Here is a 16,306-nt window from a genome sequence, read left to right as displayed (position 1 = left end):
GGCAATGGTGCGGGAGGCGGCCCCGAAGGCGCAGCCGCGGCCCGGAAAGGCCGCGACGCAGCAGGATTCCGCTCCCCGGTTGCGGTTGTTCCGGGACAGCGCGATCGTGGCCCATCGCAATCTGCTGACCATCCTGCGTGTGCCGACGCTACTGGTGACCGCCACGATTCAGCCGCTGATGTTCGTGTTCCTGTTCGCTTACATCTTCGGCGCGTCGCTCGGCGGGGGCCAGTACCGGGAATTCCTGCTCGCGGGCATCTTCACTCAGACGGTGGCGTTCAACGCCGCGTTCACCACGGTCGGCCTGGCGGGGGACCTGCAGAAGGGCATCATCGACCGGATGCGGGCGCTGCCGATGTCGCGGCTGGCCGTGCTGATGGGCCGCACACTGTCGGACCTCGTGGTAAATATCCTCAGCCTGGCGGTGATGGTCGGGTGCGGATACGTGGTCGGGTGGCGCATCCACGGCAGCGTCACCGACGCCGTGCTGGCGTTCGCCGTGATCCTGCTGTTCGCGTTCGCGATGTCCTGGGTCGGTGCGCTGACCGGTTTGCTGTCACCCACCGTCGAGGTGGCGCAGAGCGCCGGGCTGATCTGGCTGTTCCCGCTGACGTTCATCTCCTCGGCGTTCATCTCGGCCGAAACCCTGCCCGGCCCGCTGCGCACGATCGCCGAATGGAATCCGATCACCGCGGTCTCGGCGGCCGGGCGCAAGCTGTTCGACAACGACTCGCCGCCCACATTCGTCCCGCCCAGCGGCTGGGCCGCCGACCACTGCGTCGAATACGCGATCGCCTGCTCGGTGGCGATCCTCGTGCTGGCCGTGCCGCTGGCGCTGCTGCGTTACCGCAAGGTGGCCAGCCGCTGACTCGAACAGCGAACGGCCGCCGCATCGAACGATGCGGCGGCCGTTTCCGTACTGCGCGAACCGTCAGGCGCGGCGACGGGTCTTCAGCAGTTCGAGGCGCTCCTTGAGCAACTCCTCGAGCTCCTCCTTGCTGCGGCGCTCCAGCAGCATGTCCCAGTGCGTGCGCGGCGGCTTCACCTTCTTGGTCTCCTGCGTGGTGCCCTCGATCAGCACGCCCTCCTGGCCATTGCGGCACAGCCAGGTCGGCGGGATCTCGGCGTCGTCGGCGAAGGGAACGTCGAATTCCTCGCCGTTGTCGGTCCGGTACCGGGCGATCCGACGCGGAGCCAGGTCGTGGTCGCGATCGGTCTCGTAGCTCACCGCTCCGAGCCGACTGCCTCGGAGTACGCGATCTGCCATGGTGTGCCTCTCCCTGTGTGCTCGAGTCTTCGTGCGCTGCGACCGTGTCCGCACGGCTGCGCGGGGCATCCGCCGGAACTTGATGTACAACGATCGGGCCGGCGCCGATAGTTCCCGACGCGGCCGCGGTGAACCGTTCCATTGTAGTGCCCTCGGCACGCAGGCCTCGTCATGCCCGAGGCGGGGCGATTCTCCTGGGGGTCAGTGAGCGGATCGCGGGCCGCGGGCTATTAGTGTTCTGCGTCATGTCGCGCCGCTTGTCCTGCCAGTGGTGTGGGCGGGAGATCGTGGAATCGGAGGCCGGCCGTCGTCGCCGGTACTGCCGCCAGTCCTGTCGCCAACGCGCCTACGAACACCGCAACAGCTTGAAGGGGACCGGGATCCCCGACGACGCGGTCGTGCTCAGCGCCCAGGAGGCGGCCGACTTGGCCGATCGCTGGTTCGCCGCCCGCTGTGCCGCCGAGGACGTCGCCACCGCCATCGCGGAGGGGGCGACGTCCGACGAGCTGGCCGCGCTCGGCCAGACCCTGGTCGCGCTCACCCGTGACGCGGAACGCCTCCGCTGACCGGCTGCGCCGCCGGACCGGCGCCGGCGCCGCGATGACGGAGATACACCGCGCCGAGCAACAGCCCGACGGTCGCAGCCAGTCCGCCCGCCGCGAGCCAGGTGGCCCGATCCGGGTGGACCAGCGGCTGCGCCCGCATCGCCTGCCAGAAGACGAGCGCGAGCAGACCGGCGTATCCGGCGGCCAGCACGCCCACGACCGCGGTGCGGGCGCCTTCGGGCCGCAGCCAGCGACAGCGCGGAGCGAGCCAGGCGAGCGCGACGGCCACCAGCAGCAGGACCTGGATCCCGTGCAGTCCGACGAAGTGCGGAACGCGCAGGTCACCGCCGACGGTGCTCCAATGCGTGATCGGCATGCCTGCCATGGCGTCGCGCGGGGCGAGATCGCCCGCGTCGGCCAGGACCGTGTGTCCCGCGGCCAACTCGACCACCCGTCCGTCGCTGTCACGGACGAGTTGCTTACCGGTGAACCCCATCAGGTAGCCGAGCGCCATGCCGACGACGGCCAAGGCCAGACCGGCGTGGATGGCCCGCGCCGTGGGGCGGTCCACCAACCGCTGCCAGGCCAGGATCAGCACGATGACCAGGTTGGCGAGGAACAGTCCTGGCACGCCGGAGGCGAAGACCACCTGCCCGATCGAGTTCACCGGATCGTCCTGGGTGTTGAAGTGGCTGAAGGTTCCCCGCGCGGCTTGCACCACGATGAATCCGACGTCGACGAAGCCGGTCACCGCGAATACCGTGCCCAGCCACCAGGTGGCGCGGCTTCCCTTGTGCGGCAACGACAGCAGCCATGCCAGCGTGAGGCTGTAGAGGAAGAAGGCCAGGCCGAACTTCATCGGCTTGAGCCAGACCGACTCGCCGAGCAGCGTGCGGTCGTCGACCGGCATCGCCGCGAGGCAGAACAGGACGAGCGCGGCCATCGCGGTGACCGTGCCGAGGAGCGGTCGATGCAGTCGCGCGCGCTCCGCCGCCGCCGTGCTCGCCCGCGATCGCGGCGCCGACGACTCGCCCTGCGACGGCGCGGCGAAATCTGTTGTGGACATGGACCGAACGTAGAAATCGCGAACCCCGCGATGCGTCCCGCCGCAGCGCCATTCGCGCCTAGTACCCCGGTACGGGTCGGGCGTCCGGCCGATACCGCAGAGGCGGCATGGTGGGGAGAGCGGGAAAGGGCCGCGAACGCGCCGTTGCGTTCGCGGCCCCGTCGAGGGCGACCGCGTCGTCGCCGAGTTTGTCCGCGGGCTGCTGTCCCACGAACGGGTTCGGGGTCAGTCCTCCGCGGCGAACCCGACGTCGATGCCGCGCTCGGCCAGCCAGGGCCGCGGGTCGATCGGTGCGCCGTCGGGCAGGTGGACCTCGTAGTGCAGGTGCGGGCCGGTGGAATAGCCACGGTTGCCGACCGTCGCGATGACGTCGCCCGCGCGGACCGGCTGGCCCACGGCGGCGAGGATGTCGTTGACGTGGCCGTAGACGCCGACGGTGCCGTCGTCCTGCTGCACCCGCACCCACAGGCCGAAGCCGGAGGCGGGTCCGGCCTCGATCACGACGCCGTCGGTGACCGCGGCGATCGGCGCGCCGAGCGGGTCGCCGAAATCCAGGCCCGCGTGCAGCGTGCCCCAGCGAGTCCCGAAATTCGAGGTGAGCACGCCCGCCACCGGACGGACGGTCTTCGGTGGGGTGAAGTCCTGGGCGATGCGGTTCGGGTCCCAGGGTGCGGGCAGCGGGGCCGCTTGCGGCGCCGGGTTGTGCTCCGGGGCGAAGACGGCGAACTGGGTCGTTCCCTCGGCCGGGCGGATCTCGCCCGAGGCGATCTTGCCCGCGACGAGGCGGGCGGAGGCGTCGGTGTCCTGGTCCTGCTGCGCTGCGGCGAGGATGCCGGCGGAGGCGGTGACGACCGCGGCGGCGGCGAGGACACGGGCGGCAGCGCGGTCGCGGCGCAGCCGGGTCACGCTCCGGCGAATCGGTAACGGAAAGGTCACGGGCATGCATCGAACGTAAGCGAGCGGGCGCGCCGGTCGGCAATCCTGTGGCTATCGTCACCGGGCATCGAAAGCCCAGGTCGCCGGTCACGGGTAGGTAACGATGGAGCGCTGTTCGGCGTATGAGCTGGGCAGACGACCTCGTACCCGACTGTTGACCGGCAAAACGTCGGACGCCCACACTATGTGAGTGGCGACTAATGGAGTTCGTGCCCTGACGGCGCTGGCGGACCCGACCCGGCGCGCGATTTTCGAGGCTTTGCCGCAGCACCCGCGCTCGGTCGGCGACATCGCGCACGACTTGGGCGTGACCAGCTCGGCGGTCTCCCAGCATCTGCGCGTGCTGCGGGAGGCCCGGTTGGTCATGATGCGGCCGGAGGGCAACCGGCGGCTGTACTCCTTGGACCCGCGTGGCCTCGCCGACGCCCGCGACTATCTCGAGCAGTTCTGGCCGAGTGCGATCGCCGCGTACTCCGCGGCGATCGCGACGGCGAACGCCTGAACCCGGGGCCCGTCATCCCGGATGGCGTCGGGCGACGGCTCATCCGACGCGCCGATACGCCGGTTTGCGGCGGTCGGTGTTCGTGCTGGGCCAGTTGCGCACGCTCAACTGTTTGTCGACCGCGTTGATCACCTCGGTGACCCCGATCTGCAACAGCCCGGGGTCGGGAGTGTCGGCGTACGGGTCGCCGACCTGGCCGGCCCACAGCACCGCGTGCCTGCCCAGCAGGTGCGCGGGCGGGCCCGCCCGCCGGGGCGGCGTCGGGCCGAACAGCAGGACCGTGCGGGTGCCGAACGCCGTGGCCAGATGGGCGACACCGGTGTCCCCGCAGATGACCAGCGCGGCCTCGGCGACCGTGGCGGCCAGATCGATGAGGTTCTGCTCCCCGGCCAGCACCCGGCCGACCGGCAGCCCGGCCCGTGCGGCGATGCCCAGTGCGAGTTGACGTTCGTTGTCGTCGCCGGTGAGGACGACTTCGCGTCCGAGTACCAGCAGGTGCCGCACGACCGCGGCGAAACGGTCCGGGGGCCAGCGGCGGGCCGGCGCACCGGCGCCGACGTGCACGACCACGCAGTCGCGGCGGCTGGTCGTCGAGACCGGCGGTACCAAGCCGAGGTTGCGTCGATCGGCTCCGATGCCGTCGTACTCGAGCAGGTGACACCAGCGGTCCACCTCGTGCATGTCGTTTTCCCACTCGGGGCCGGGTAGCTCGGGAAACGCGGCGTTGCGAAACGAGAGGATGCGTCCGGGGTCGGTCTTGGCGAGCGTGACGATGCTTTCCGCGCTCGCGCCGTGCAGGTTGACCGCCAATTCGGGCGGCGGCGCGTCCCAGCGGAGGCTGCCCGGATCGGCGGTCGGCACCAGCGCGTCGACCGAGGCGATCAAGTCGACGATGGGCTTGAGCCGCGGCGGTGCCGCCAGGACGATGCGATCGTGGGGTTTGGCCCGGCGCAGTGCACGTAGAGCCGGGACCGCGGTGAGTAGATCACCGAGCCCACGCGCCTGCAACACGAGCAGAACCGCCACCCTCTTCTCCTAGCCACCCGAGCCTCACCGAACCCCGACCCACCCGTTCACCCCAGGGGCGCCAACGAAGAGTCACTCCGTGATGACTACCCGACCGGCCGGACGGCGAAACGTGAACTCCCGGCAACGCCGCGGTACCGGCCGAACAAGCGCGATGCGGTCGGGTCGGCAAATGATCAGAAAACGCGCAACCTCAGCTATAGCATCAAGGTATGACGACAAACAGCGTGGTAGAGGGTCCGTTGCAGTCTCTTGCCCGCCGTGCGTGGCAAAGCGTTCTGCTCACCGGCGTTCTGGCGGTGATCCTCGGCATCCTGATCGTGGTCTGGCCGGACATCACCCTGCAGGCGGCAGGCATCGTCTTCGGCATCTATCTGGTGGTCACCGGCGTCCTGCAGTTGCTCGCGGCTTTCGGCGCGCCGGCCAGTGCCGGGTTGCGGGTGCTGTCGTTCATCATCGGCGTGCTGTCCATCGTGGTCGGCGTGTTCTGCTTCCGCGACGAACTGGCCTCGATCCTGCTGCTGGGCCTGTGGATCGGCATCGGCTGGCTCTTCCGCGGGATCGCGATGCTGGCGGCGGCGATCTCCGAACCCGCGATGCCCGGGCGCTGGTGGCAGGTGTTCTTCGGCGTGGTGACCGCGGCCGCGGGTGTGGTCCTGATCGTCTGGCCGGTTCGGTCGGTGGCCACGCTGGCCATTTTGGCGGGGGTGTGGCTGATCATCCTCGGCATCATCGAGATCGTCCTGGCGTTCGGGATCCGCAGGGATGTCCGGACGGTGGGCGCCGCGCACGCCGGCGCCTGACAACGGATTTCACCCGGCCGGGCGCGATCGGCGCCCGGCCGGGCGATGTCGTGTCCCCGGCGCCGGGACCAGCACGGTTCCGTCCGGTCGGAACTCGTGACAGAATCACAGGCGCATTTTCACGAGACGTCGGCTTCGGGGTTGGTCGACATCGAAAAGAACTGGAGGCACGAATGATTCGTACTGCTGGGTTTGTCGGTGCGCTTGCCCTGGCAGGGGCCGCGGCCATGCTGTCGGCGGGGACGGCGCAGGCCGCGGTCGGCACGCTGTCGATCAACGGTGAGCTGCACGCGGATCCGGTGGGCTGCTTGAACACCGACGGTACCTTCTACACCACCTTCCAGATCACCGTCGTCAACAGCACCGATCGTGCCGTCACGCTGTACTCCGGACGGGACTGCACCGGTTCCGTGGTCGGCGAACTGCCCGTGGAGAAGATCGGTTACCTGCCCAAGGGCGGCAGCGTCTCCGTCAGCTGAGCCTCCGGGTCGTAACGGCGGCCGAGGCGTAGCGTGCCTCGGCGCGACCTGTCGTCCCAAAAGCAAGCGTGCCGATCCCGGGTGTGTGGATCGGCACGCTGCTCGGTCAACGCGTGCGCGGCCAGTCGCCCCGGCTCGCCACGGTGGACTCCGAACTCACCGGCACCGGCGCGGCGGCGGCCGAGCGGCGACGCCCGCGCGGATCCCATGCCATCGCAGTCGCCGCGGCACCCAACAGGACGATCACGCTCATCGTCACAACACACCAGACCAACACGGTCATCGCCTCTCTGGCAGCACCATCCGTTTGTCAGACTGCGTCGGCTTATCAAGGCGGACAGTTGTTTTCGAGTCGCCGACAGTATTCACCGCCGCCTGGGCGCGCGCGAGTCCACGGCGCGGCGCCGACTTCGTCGGAAGTTCGCGCTCGGTTCCGACGCGGACGGCGCACCAGCCCGAACGCCGAAATCTTCCGGTGATTGATTCGCGGTCCGGAGACGGAAATCACGGCCGCGCCCCCACCGTCCGGTGTGTGGGCGGCGTCTCACTGCGCAGCCCGCGTCGGTTTGTCCTGTTTTCGCCGGGGTAGCACGGTGGGGACGGAGGTCACCCGCAGCGGAAGGGCTGGTTCGGCGATGTCGAATTCCACAACAGGCGCGACAACGGATCGGCGATCGCCTCTGCAGGTCGCCGCTATGGCGGTAGGGGCGGTGTTCCTCCTGGTCGGGATTCTCGGTTTCATTCCGGGAATCACCACCGGCTACAGCGAACTCGACTGGGCGGGGCATCACTCACAGGCCCAGTTGCTCGGTCTGTTCAGTGTGTCCGTGCTGCACAACGTGGTTCATCTGGCATTCGGCGTCATCGGCTTGCTGGCCGCCCGCACCCCCGTGTCGGCGCGTGCGTACCTCGTCGGCGGCGGTGTCGTCTACCTCGTCCTGTGGCTGTACGGCCTCGTCGTGGACCCGGACAGCAACGCCAACTTCGTGCCGTTCGACACGGCGGACAACTGGCTGCACTTCGTCTTGGGCGCGGGGATGATCGCCCTGGGGGTGGTCTTGGCGCGGCGGCCCGCGACTCGAGCGCCCGGCGCGGGCGGGCAGACCGGAATGCTGGAGTAGCGGGATCTCGTCCGCGGGGCCGCAGGGACTCGGTTCCGGCGGCCTCGTCACAGCGCGCGTAGACGGCTTCGATCAAATCGTATGCGCGGCGATCATCGGCCGAGATATCGCGCCGCAAATTCGGAATGAACGCGATCGCGACGTCGTGCGCGACCGAGCCGCCCGCGCCCGGATGGCCGAAAGCGGGTGGAGCGGGCCGCGTCCGGCAGCAGGAAGTTGGCGCGGGGGAGCGGTAGCCGAGGGCGAAGGCGTTTTCGAGCAGGAGCACGGCATCCGCGCCGCGCACGCGTTCTCGAACGGCATAGCGCAAGGTCTCCGGGCGGAGCAGATCGCCACGGAGCAGATCGCGGTAGAACCGCGCGAGCGCTCGCGCTGTGGTGACCAGACCGGAGGCGGGCCATCCGCCGCCGAGGACACCGGGTCGTTGGAGGAGCCTCCGGGGTTCGTCGAGGCACGCATCAGCAGTGATCCGGGGTCACGAAATGCGGTCGCCGCGTGCCGCATAGTCGCGTAGTCGACCGGCGCCCCGTCCGCCGACCAGGCCGTCTCCTCGGCGGGAGGGAAGTCGACCCGGGCCGCGCGCCGCACGATGTCAGGGGTGCGCCGAGAAACAGTTCGCTGCCGACCCGGTCTCACCGCGTGGTCCAGCTCGGGCCTGTCGGTAGCCGGCGGCGCGCTCGGTGGGTGTGGGGTGTGGTTGCCGAAGTTTCGCGCACCGCGCATGTTGACATCGACCGCTGTTGACAACATATGATGTCAATAACTCGCTCAGCCTGCGGATCGATACGTCGACACGTGTGACCCGCAGGGCGCAGGCGTTTCACCACTTCAGCTACGACCGCGGCAAGGGAGTACCGATGAGGGCCAAACCACCCGCGCTGGGATATCTCCGCAAGGATGTCTCGGGAGTGTCGCAGGACTGGGATGAAGCGCAGATGCGGAGCCTGGCGAAGCGTCTCGGCTACGAGCTGTGCAAGACCGTCACCTTCGGCGCCGGTACCGACGCGCCGGTGGAACGCCTGGTCGACGCCGTGCGAGTGTTCGGCGTCGACGCGGTGATCGCACCCGGCCTGCATCACTTCGGCAATGCGGTGCCGGGCGAACTCGTGGAAGTGTGCGACCTGATCACGGTGACGCCCCAGCAGACGTACTCTCGTTCGGCGCTGTCGCGTATCTGGGCGTAACTCCTCCGGCGTCGATAACGAAAATCGCGTCCCGCCGATCACCAACCTACGGGTCGAGGGCTGATCAGAAGGAGCTTCCATGAGAAGGGCTGCTGCCACCGTCGCGCGGCTGGGCGTGGGCGCTGTCACCGGACTGGCCTGCGTGGCGATCACCGGGACAGGCCCGGTGCAAGCGGCACCGCGGGATTGCGTCATCGAGCGCGAAATCTTCAGCGCTTCGGCGACCTGCCCCGGCGGCGACGTCACCGAGTACGTCCTCCGGGTGGAATGCGTCGGCATCTACAGCTCAGGACCGTTTCCGCTATACGCTGCCGGGACCTATATCCAGCTCGGTTACCCCTTCACGCCGAACGGTCAGCGCACGACGACGGGATGCATGAACTGGGGCCCCGGTCTGCTCGGGGTCGTCACCAATGCCTCGGTGGAGACCTACCACCGCTGAGGTGGTCGGATGGCGAGGGGCGGGCCGACTCGGCCGGGGCGGATAGGCTTGCGGCATGTCGGATGCGGTGGCACACAATGAGTTTTCGGTCGCGCTCGTGCTGGGCGGGGGCGGCCCGGTCGGCATCGCGTGGTTGGCGGGATTGGCCACCGGGTTGCGGGACGGCGGTGTGGACTTGGCGCTGGCGGATCGCTTCGTGGGGACCTCCGCCGGGGCGGTAGTCGGCGCGGTGCTGGCCGCCGGTGGTGATCCGGCGCGTTTGTTGCGGCCGCCGTCGGCATCGGCGCCGGTGCGCGCGGATCCCGCGCGGATGGGGGAGATCTTCGCCGTGCTGCGCACGCCTGGGCAGGATCCCGCCGAGGGGCGTCGCCGGGTGGGTGCGCTGGCGCTGGCCGCCCGGGTCGGGGATCCGGACGAGCACATCGCCCGCATCGGCGGGCTGGCCGGTGTGGCGCAGTGGCCCGAGCGCGACCTCGTCGTCACCGCGATCGACATCGCCACCGGTGACCTGCGGGCGTGGACCAGGGACGGCGCGGCGTCGTTGCCCGCGGCACTGGCATCGAGCACCGCGGTGCCGGGCGTCTTCCCGCCGATTCCGATCGACGGGAGCCACTACGTCGACGGCGGGCTGCGCTCGCCGGTCAACGCCGATCTGGCCGCAGGCGCGGATGTCGTAGTGATCGCCGAACCCTTGGCGCACATGTTCCCGCGCGTTCCCAGTGATCGCGAGTTGGGTTCGGCCACAGAGATCTCCATCGTCCCCGACGACGACGCCATCGCCGCGTTCGGGCTCGACGTGTTCGCCCCGGCCGCGCTGGCCCCCGCGCACGCGGCCGGGGTGCGGCAGGCCGCCGAGGCGGCGCGGCGACTGAAGGACGTCTGGCCGGACCGCTGACCGAGAGGGTCGCTCACGACCCGGCTTCGTCCGGCGTGTACCAGAGAATGCCCTTGATCTCCGGATACTCGTGGAGCCAGGCTGGATCGGTGACTGTTCGATGCCCGCCGAGCATCGGAAGTAACCGACCCGGCGATATGCTCCGGCGCGGTGAGCGCCGGAGGGCGTCGCCGAGCGGTCCCGGCGTGGCGCGGCGGAAAGCCGGGTCAGTCGTCCGGAGTTTCGGTGAAGCGCTGGAGGTACAACGGCTCGCCCAACTTCTCCACCAGATCGAGTTCGGTCTCCAGATAGTCGACGTGCTGTTCCTCGTCTTCGAGGATGTGCTCGAAGATGCGCGCGGAGGTGACGTCCCCGCGTGAACGCATCAACTCGATGCCCCGCCGGAGCCGTTCCACCGCTTCCAGCTCGATCTGCAGATCGGCCCGCAGTTGCTCCGGCACGCTCTGCCCGATGCGCAGCGGGTTGAGCTTCTGATAGTTGGGCAGCCCCTCGAGGAACAGAATCCGGTCGGTGAGGAGTTCGGCATGCTTCATCTCATCGATGGATTCGTGCCGAGTGTGCCGCGCCAACTTGGTGAAACCCCAGTTCTCCTGCATCTTGGCGTGCAGGAAGTACTGGTTGATCGCCGTGAGTTCGGCCGTCAGCTGCTCGTTGAGCAACGCCACGATGTCCTTGTCGCCGTCCATAGCAGCGATCGTGGCACAAAATGTGCGCAGCGCGGCAGAGACCGCCTGGTGTGTCGCTTCAGGCGGCCGTGGGTTGCGCTCCGGTCGTCGCCCTGGCGCGGCCGATCACCTCGGCCAATCGCGTTGTGCAACTGCCGCAGCCGGGTTTCCAACCACAGGCGTTCTTCACCTGGCGGATGCTGTCGGCGCCCGCCGCAACGCAGGTGTGCACATCACCTTCGGACACCGCGTTACAGATACAGACGTACATGAAGCCTCACAGCCAGGATCACCTTTCCGCTGAGGTTAGCCTCGACTAACGAGGTAAGCCTCCCCTAATGTATAGCAGCTCCGCGGGCCGGGGGGAACCCCGACATGCGGGCTGGCGCTTTTCTCCACACCCGGTGGCGGCGCCAGCCGTCGGCGAGCCGCTACACGCCGAGGCGCCGCAGGTCGCTGAACCATGGATAGCCCGAAGCGTCGCCCCGCTACTGCTCAGCCGAGTGAACTCGCCGATCGGCAAGTGTGAGTGTTGCGAATCGGTGTGCCCATCACTCCAGGTAACGGACCAGGTGTTCGGCGACGCAGGCCGGCTTGTCCGCACCCTCGGCGGTGATGATCACGGTGCGTTCGGCCTGTACGCCGCCGGGCACGTCGGTGACGGCGGTGAGCGTGACGGTGCCGCGCACCCGGCTGCCGACGCGCACCGGACTGACGAAGCGCACTTTGTTCAGGCCGTAGTTGATCGCCATCCGGGCCGACCCGACTGTCATCAACTGCCGGCTGATCGGGGCGAGCAACGCGAGGGTGAGGAACCCGTGGGCGATGGTGGCCCCGTACGGGCCGTCCGCGGCGCAGTCCGGGTCGACGTGGATCCACTGGTGGTCGCCGGTCGCCTCGGCGAACAGGTCGATGCGTCGCTGGTCGATCTCGAGCCACTCGCCCGGGCCGAGTTCGGTGCCTACCGCGGCGCGCAGGGCGTCGAAATCGGGGAAGGCGGTCATGCGGCATCCTTTCTGTGGGCGGCGCCTGCACGATATCCGGGGAGCGGCAGCGCGCGGAATCCGCTGCCGCGAACGCTCCTTCATCGCCTTGGCGGGGGGATCGAGCGGCAACGCGCAGCAATCCGATCAAGCGGGGAATCTTGCGGCCCGCCATTCGAGCGCAGCGGGCAAGAGTGGCGCCTACGCGGCCGTGGGACGGTCTCCCAGGAATCTCTCGTTCTCGGCGGGATGGGTGTTGAACCGCCGACGATGAACATGGCGTTTTGCCGCCGGTGATGCGCCCGCCGGGCATTCCGTACTTCCACTGGCGGTTCCTCCGGCGACTTCGGCTCGGCCGGCCCGGATGCGCGCACCTACCCGGAATTGTGACCTCTACTACAGATTCGCACACTACCGGACAGGAATGTCCGGTCATATTACTGTCCCGTAGCGGCCGTGGTAGGCCGCGCGAGTTCCCGGCTCGCGCCTGAGCTTCGAGGGTGTGTGATGTCAGCAATTACGCGCCGGTCACTGTTGACCGGGGCTGCCGCGGCGGGTGGCCTGCTGGCCGCCGCGCGCTACGCGAACACGAGTCCGATTGCCATGCGGGTGAACACCGTTCCGCTCACTCGCGAGGAGCAGCGAGCGGTCGTCATCGGATCGGGATTCGGCGGTGGCGTCACCGCACTGCGCCTGGCCGAAGCCGGCGTTCGGGTACTGGTGCTCGAACGGGGGCTGCGCTGGCCGACCGGTCCGAATTCCGAGACCTTCCCGCGCGCCTCGGCATTGGACAAGCGGGTGCTCTGGTACAAGTCCAGCCCGGTGCTGTTCGGTAAGCCATTGCTTTTCGAGCCGTTCACCGGTTTGGTGGAGGCCGTGCCCGGGAAGAATATGACCGCGCTGTGTGCGGCCGGTGTGGGCGGTGGATCGCTTGTCTACCAGGGAATGTCCTTGCAACCGGCGCAAGCGGTGTTCGACACCCACTTCCCCGAGGCTCTCGACTGGGCGACCATGGATCGCGTGCACTACCCGAGGGTCGCGCGCATGCTCGGCCTGGCCGTGGCCCCGGACGAGCTCATCGCCAGTCCCAGCTACGCCGCCTCGCGGGTCTTCGCCGATCACGTGCGGCGCGCCGGACTTCCGCTGTCCAAGATCCCGATGCCCATCGACTGGAACTACGCCCTGGCCGAACTGCGGGGGGAGATGAAGCCCTCCTACACCAACGGCGACGGCGCCATGGGCGTCAACAACGGCGGCAAGCACTCGGTCGACGTCACCTATATCGCCGCGGCCGAGGCGACCGGTCTGGTGACGGTCGAACCGCTGCACCAGGTCACCGACGTCGAGCGCGCCGCCGACGGCCGGTGGATCGTCCACGTCGAGCGCTTGGACACCAGCGGCGCCGTGCTGGAGAACAAGATCATCACCACCGGCGCACTGGTGATGTCGGCCGGAAGTCTCAACACCACCAGGCTGCTGGTGCGCGCCTCGGCCAAGGGCCTCATCCCCGATATGCCGGATGGCCTCGGCCAGGGCTGGGGGACCAACGCCGACCGCATCTATCTGTGGACCGATCCCGCGGCGAGTTTCGGTGCGGAGCAGGGCGGCCCGGTCGTCTACGGAAGCAAGAACTGGGACGATCCGCACACTGCCCACACAGTGATCCAGGCGTCCATCCCGCCGATGGGCGCCGACGCCAACAGCACCATGATGGTCGGCTACGGCGTCAGCGGCGGTCGTGGCCACTTCGTCTACGACCCGGCCCGCGACGACGCCGTTCTACAGTGGCCGCAGGACGGTGACAGCTACATCCAGGACAACCACATCGGCCCCGCCGCACACCGGATCGCCGGTCCGGCAAGCATTCTCACCGACACCAACCTCCTGTTCCCGTCGACCTGGCACCCGCTCGGCGGTGCAAGCATGGGGGCCGTCTGCGATCTGGACGGCCGGGTGCACGGTCAGCGGGGCCTGTACGTGCTCGACGGCGCGCTCATGCCCGGGAACACCGCGGCCTGCAACCCGTCGATGACGATCGCCGCGGTAGCCGAGCGAGCCTTGGACAACTTGGTCGCGCAGGACGTCGGCACGGTCATCTGACCGGCTCCGGTCACCGAGGCCCTGGGCGAGCGTCGGGACGAAGTGGACGCACCGCCGTGGCTTCGGGGCCGCGCTTGCGCATGGTGGCCGTGAACAGGACGGGCTGGCCCGCGTACAAGGATTTGTACCCGGTCATCTCGATGCTGGTGTACTCGACGAACACCTGCGTGGGATCGTCCACGGGCTGGAGAAAGCCGAAGCCCTTCTCGATGTTGAACCAGACCACCGTGCCGCGGCGCCAGGGATCCGGCGCGGCACGGTGGTGGGGCCGGCTTGTCATGAAGGATCGGTCCGGGTCAGGCGGCGTCGCGGCGCACTGGGGCGGTGTGCATGATTCGCTGCCACCAGGCGTCCAATGGACTGGGGTCGGGCCAGACAACCGTCGCTCCGGGCGCAGCTCCGGAGTCGGTCGGTGCGGGTAGCGGGTCGCGCAGATCGGTGCGTGCCATGAGCGAGCTCTCCATCAGGTGTTTCCTCCGCAAGGATACCGCTGGGTGGTAACGCCTTTCGCGTTCCGGCCGGGAGCGGGCCCGCGCATACGGGCCCGCTCGCAACGGGGTGGTACGACATTTGTTGTAGATCGGTCCGCCGTCACTGACTGCGACATCACCTCGCTTTCGGCTGGGCCGGGACTTTCGTGTTCGCTGCGGTGATCTCAGGCGTCGATCGCCTTGTGGCCGTTGCCACGGCCGATCTCGATCTTGCGCGGCTTGGCCTTCTCCGCCACCGGAATCGTCAGGCGGAGGACGCCGTCGGTGTAGTCGGCGCGGATGCTGTCGGTGTCCAGATTCTCGCCCAGGAACAGCTGACGGCTGAACACGCCGCGGGGGCGTTCCGCGGCGATCATCTCGCGGCCCGAGTCGAGTTCCGGACGACGCGCGCGCACCGTCACCACGTTGCGCTCGATGTCCAGGTCCAAGGATTCGGGGTCGATACCGGGCAGGTCGAATTCGACGACGAACTCCTCGCCCGCGCGCCAGGCATCCATCGGCATCACCGCTGGATGTGCCTTCGTGCCGAACACCTGCTGCGTCAAACGGTCCAGATCACGAAACGGATCGGTGCGCATCAGCATGGTCGCCACCTCCAACTCACTCCATTCTCCGTAGTAGGGGCCAGATAACCTCTGTCGTCTGGCATAGATTTTTTATAGCATCGAGAGAAGTTGAGTGCAAGGCGCTAAGCTAGGAAATCTGTGGGGCAACGCGAGGTGAGGATGAATGACGCAGGAGAGGGGCGACTCGGGGCATCTGCCGGATCCCGGTCAAGCGGTGTACGGGATCTCGGTCGCCGCCGGGCTGGCCGGCATCGGGGTCCAGACGCTCAGACTCTACGAGCGTCACGGGTTGCTGACTCCCGAGCGTAGTGACGGCGGCACCCGCCGCTACAGCGGTAACGATCTGGCCCGTCTGCGGCGGATCACCGACTTGGTCGCCACGGGCGTGAACCTGGCGGGCATCCGCCGCATTCTGGACCTGGAGGACGCCAATGCCGACCTGCACGCGGACAACGACCGGCTGTACGCGGCCAACGATCGCCTGCAGGCCGACAACGTCCGCCTGCGGGATGCGCGGGACAACTCGGCCGACCAGGCGCCGTGACTATCCCGACAAGCGTGTGCGCAGATCGACCACCGTGCCGGAATCGCCGGTGGTCACCGTGACCTCTGGGATCAACGCGCGGATCAGCGGCATGCCGCGTCCGCGGAAGGCATCGGGCTGCGGATCCGGTTGTTTCCATCGACCGCTGTCGGAAATGGTCACCCGGAGTTCGTCGCCGTCGATCGATGCGCGCAAGCGGACCATGCCGCCGTCGCCGTGATGGCCGTGCTCCACGGCGTTGGTGCACGCTTCACCGACGGCCAGCAGCACGTCATAGGCCGGGGCCGCCGCCATGCCGCGCTCGGCGAGCCATTCCTGCAGGGTGTGGCGAACAGTGGCCAGTTGCACCGCTTCTGCGGGGAAGTCCAGCTCCAGCGGCGTCATGGCGTCGGGTAGCGGGACCCGCTCGCCCGCGCTCACGACCGCGCACCAACCGCCGGGACCGGGGTGCGTCTGTCGTGGCGCGGTCTTCCCGTCGTCGTGCCGTGCCAAGGGCGTCGATGCGCCGTCACCTCGTTACCTCCCTGTCGGGGATCGGTGCGCTGTACCCGCGCCACGCCGAGCGTGTGGACCATCATCGGGCTCGGCTGCGGTGTTCGCCGCGCGTGTGCTCCCCGAGGCTATACCCCGTTGATCATCGCCCATTCGTCGGCTGGCTCCGTCCGTGAGAACCCGCCCCGGCCCTCCCGCG

At 68.6% G+C, this 16,306-nt stretch carries 22 protein-coding genes and 1 pseudogene; 11 read left to right on the top strand and 12 right to left on the bottom strand.

Translation table 11 applies throughout. The features are described 5' to 3' along the window. Positions 1–85: 85 nt before the first annotated feature. Complete coding sequence (locus tag ACWEKR_RS13530; protein WP_159844373.1) at positions 86–868, top strand: ABC transporter permease; 783 nt, start codon at positions 86–88, stop codon at positions 866–868. Between the two features lie 63 nt (positions 869–931). Here the strand turns inward: ACWEKR_RS13530 and ACWEKR_RS13525 are convergent, their stop codons facing one another. After that, a complete protein-coding gene (locus ACWEKR_RS13525) occupies positions 932–1,267 on the bottom strand; it encodes an RNA polymerase-binding protein RbpA (RefSeq protein ID WP_043719627.1) in 336 nt (111 codons plus the stop codon). A 245-nt stretch (positions 1,268–1,512) separates the two neighbouring features. Here ACWEKR_RS13525 and ACWEKR_RS13520 point away from each other — a divergent pair, with 245 nt between their 5' ends. Further along, positions 1,513–1,833: a hypothetical protein gene (locus tag ACWEKR_RS13520; RefSeq protein WP_195090517.1), complete on the top strand. Its 321-nt coding sequence runs from the start codon at positions 1,513–1,515 to the stop codon at positions 1,831–1,833. Here ACWEKR_RS13520 and ACWEKR_RS13515 read toward each other — a convergent pair. Both ACWEKR_RS13515 and ACWEKR_RS13510 read right to left on the bottom strand, forming a co-directional pair. Then, positions 1,805–2,878 carry a hypothetical protein gene (locus ACWEKR_RS13515; RefSeq protein ID WP_452354720.1) on the bottom strand — a complete coding sequence of 358 codons (1,074 nt, stop codon included), beginning with the start codon at positions 2,876–2,878 and terminating at the stop codon, positions 1,805–1,807. The two genes, ACWEKR_RS13520 and ACWEKR_RS13515, sit on opposite strands and share 29 nt — an antisense overlap. Positions 2,879–3,103: 225 nt before the next feature. Beyond that, the gene (locus ACWEKR_RS13510) at positions 3,104–3,820 is read right to left on the bottom strand and encodes a M23 family metallopeptidase (protein ID WP_452354719.1); all 717 of its coding nucleotides are present in this window, start codon (positions 3,818–3,820) and stop codon (positions 3,104–3,106) included. 184 nt (positions 3,821–4,004) lie between these two features. Between ACWEKR_RS13510 and ACWEKR_RS13505 the strand changes: the two genes are divergently transcribed. Beyond that, complete coding sequence (locus tag ACWEKR_RS13505; RefSeq protein ID WP_159844291.1) at positions 4,005–4,316, top strand: ArsR/SmtB family transcription factor; 312 nt, start codon at positions 4,005–4,007, stop codon at positions 4,314–4,316. Positions 4,317–4,355: 39 nt separating this feature from the next. Here the strand turns inward: ACWEKR_RS13505 and ACWEKR_RS13500 are convergent, their stop codons facing one another. Continuing rightward, on the bottom strand, positions 4,356–5,342 hold the full coding sequence (locus tag ACWEKR_RS13500; RefSeq protein WP_452354718.1) for a glycosyltransferase family 9 protein: 987 nt from the start codon (positions 5,340–5,342) through the stop codon (positions 4,356–4,358). A 212-nt stretch (positions 5,343–5,554) separates the two neighbouring features. On the opposite strand from ACWEKR_RS13500, the gene ACWEKR_RS13495 reads away from it, so the two are divergent. The 3 genes from ACWEKR_RS13495 (at position 5,555) to ACWEKR_RS13485 (ending at position 7,745) form a co-directional block, all read left to right on the top strand. After that, positions 5,555–6,145, top strand: a complete 591-nt coding sequence (locus tag ACWEKR_RS13495) for an HdeD family acid-resistance protein (protein WP_452354717.1) — start codon at positions 5,555–5,557, stop codon at positions 6,143–6,145. A 173-nt stretch (positions 6,146–6,318) separates the two neighbouring features. Continuing rightward, positions 6,319–6,624 (top strand): hypothetical protein, encoded by a 306-nt coding sequence (locus tag ACWEKR_RS13490; protein WP_040871783.1) that lies wholly within the window; start codon positions 6,319–6,321, stop codon positions 6,622–6,624. A gap of 695 nt (positions 6,625–7,319) precedes the next feature. After that, positions 7,320–7,745: a DUF4383 domain-containing protein gene (locus ACWEKR_RS13485; RefSeq protein WP_452354716.1), complete on the top strand. Its 426-nt coding sequence runs from the start codon at positions 7,320–7,322 to the stop codon at positions 7,743–7,745. Positions 7,746–7,830: 85 nt separating this feature from the next. On the opposite strand, the pseudogene ACWEKR_RS13480 reads toward ACWEKR_RS13485, so the two are convergent. Beyond that, positions 7,831–8,214 (bottom strand): annotated as a pseudogene (locus ACWEKR_RS13480) (serine hydrolase domain-containing protein); the annotation flags it as partial. Positions 8,215–8,602: 388 nt separating this feature from the next. On the opposite strand from ACWEKR_RS13480, the gene ACWEKR_RS13475 reads away from it, so the two are divergent. The 3 genes from ACWEKR_RS13475 to ACWEKR_RS13465 all read left to right on the top strand — a co-directional run bounded on the left by ACWEKR_RS13475 (position 8,603) and on the right by ACWEKR_RS13465 (position 10,266). After that, the gene (locus ACWEKR_RS13475; RefSeq protein WP_159844301.1) at positions 8,603–8,929 is read left to right on the top strand and encodes a hypothetical protein; all 327 of its coding nucleotides are present in this window, start codon (positions 8,603–8,605) and stop codon (positions 8,927–8,929) included. 79 nt (positions 8,930–9,008) lie between these two features. Next, positions 9,009–9,371: a hypothetical protein gene (locus tag ACWEKR_RS13470; protein WP_452354715.1), complete on the top strand. Its 363-nt coding sequence runs from the start codon at positions 9,009–9,011 to the stop codon at positions 9,369–9,371. A 55-nt stretch (positions 9,372–9,426) separates the two neighbouring features. Beyond that, the gene (locus ACWEKR_RS13465) at positions 9,427–10,266 is read left to right on the top strand and encodes a patatin-like phospholipase family protein (RefSeq protein ID WP_452354714.1); all 840 of its coding nucleotides are present in this window, start codon (positions 9,427–9,429) and stop codon (positions 10,264–10,266) included. 206 nt (positions 10,267–10,472) lie between these two features. Here the strand turns inward: ACWEKR_RS13465 and bfr are convergent, their stop codons facing one another. From bfr to ACWEKR_RS13450, 3 genes are all read right to left on the bottom strand, one after another. After that, complete coding sequence (bfr, locus tag ACWEKR_RS13460) at positions 10,473–10,952, bottom strand: bacterioferritin (RefSeq protein WP_067807548.1); 480 nt, start codon at positions 10,950–10,952, stop codon at positions 10,473–10,475. Between the two features lie 58 nt (positions 10,953–11,010). Continuing rightward, positions 11,011–11,202: a (2Fe-2S)-binding protein gene (locus ACWEKR_RS13455; protein WP_195090534.1), complete on the bottom strand. Its 192-nt coding sequence runs from the start codon at positions 11,200–11,202 to the stop codon at positions 11,011–11,013. Positions 11,203–11,482: 280 nt separating this feature from the next. Beyond that, complete coding sequence (locus tag ACWEKR_RS13450; RefSeq protein ID WP_452354713.1) at positions 11,483–11,935, bottom strand: MaoC family dehydratase; 453 nt, start codon at positions 11,933–11,935, stop codon at positions 11,483–11,485. A 486-nt stretch (positions 11,936–12,421) separates the two neighbouring features. Here ACWEKR_RS13450 and ACWEKR_RS13445 point away from each other — a divergent pair, with 486 nt between their 5' ends. Continuing rightward, a complete protein-coding gene (locus ACWEKR_RS13445; protein ID WP_452354712.1) occupies positions 12,422–14,014 on the top strand; it encodes a GMC oxidoreductase in 1,593 nt (530 codons plus the stop codon). A gap of 10 nt (positions 14,015–14,024) precedes the next feature. Here the strand turns inward: ACWEKR_RS13445 and ACWEKR_RS13440 are convergent, their stop codons facing one another. The 3 genes from ACWEKR_RS13440 to ACWEKR_RS13430 form a co-directional block, all read right to left on the bottom strand. Next, positions 14,025–14,294: a cold-shock protein gene (locus tag ACWEKR_RS13440; RefSeq protein WP_452354711.1), complete on the bottom strand. Its 270-nt coding sequence runs from the start codon at positions 14,292–14,294 to the stop codon at positions 14,025–14,027. Positions 14,295–14,310: 16 nt separating this feature from the next. Next, positions 14,311–14,478, bottom strand: a complete 168-nt coding sequence (locus ACWEKR_RS13435) for a hypothetical protein (protein WP_452354710.1) — start codon at positions 14,476–14,478, stop codon at positions 14,311–14,313. A 191-nt stretch (positions 14,479–14,669) separates the two neighbouring features. Further along, the gene (locus ACWEKR_RS13430) at positions 14,670–15,089 is read right to left on the bottom strand and encodes an Hsp20/alpha crystallin family protein (protein ID WP_159844315.1); all 420 of its coding nucleotides are present in this window, start codon (positions 15,087–15,089) and stop codon (positions 14,670–14,672) included. Positions 15,090–15,234: 145 nt separating this feature from the next. Between ACWEKR_RS13430 and ACWEKR_RS13425 the strand changes: the two genes are divergently transcribed. Then, on the top strand, positions 15,235–15,615 hold the full coding sequence (locus ACWEKR_RS13425; RefSeq protein WP_452354709.1) for a MerR family transcriptional regulator: 381 nt from the start codon (positions 15,235–15,237) through the stop codon (positions 15,613–15,615). On the opposite strand, the gene ACWEKR_RS13420 is transcribed toward ACWEKR_RS13425, so the two are convergent. Beyond that, positions 15,616–16,035 (bottom strand): ATP-binding protein, encoded by a 420-nt coding sequence (locus ACWEKR_RS13420; RefSeq protein ID WP_195090539.1) that lies wholly within the window; start codon positions 16,033–16,035, stop codon positions 15,616–15,618. Positions 16,036–16,306: the final 271 nt, after the last annotated feature.

It is taken from the genome of Nocardia sp. NPDC004573 (assembly GCF_053602135.1).
The sequence above is the reverse complement of the archived record's forward strand: the minus strand, read 5'-3'. Positions and strand labels throughout refer to the sequence as shown.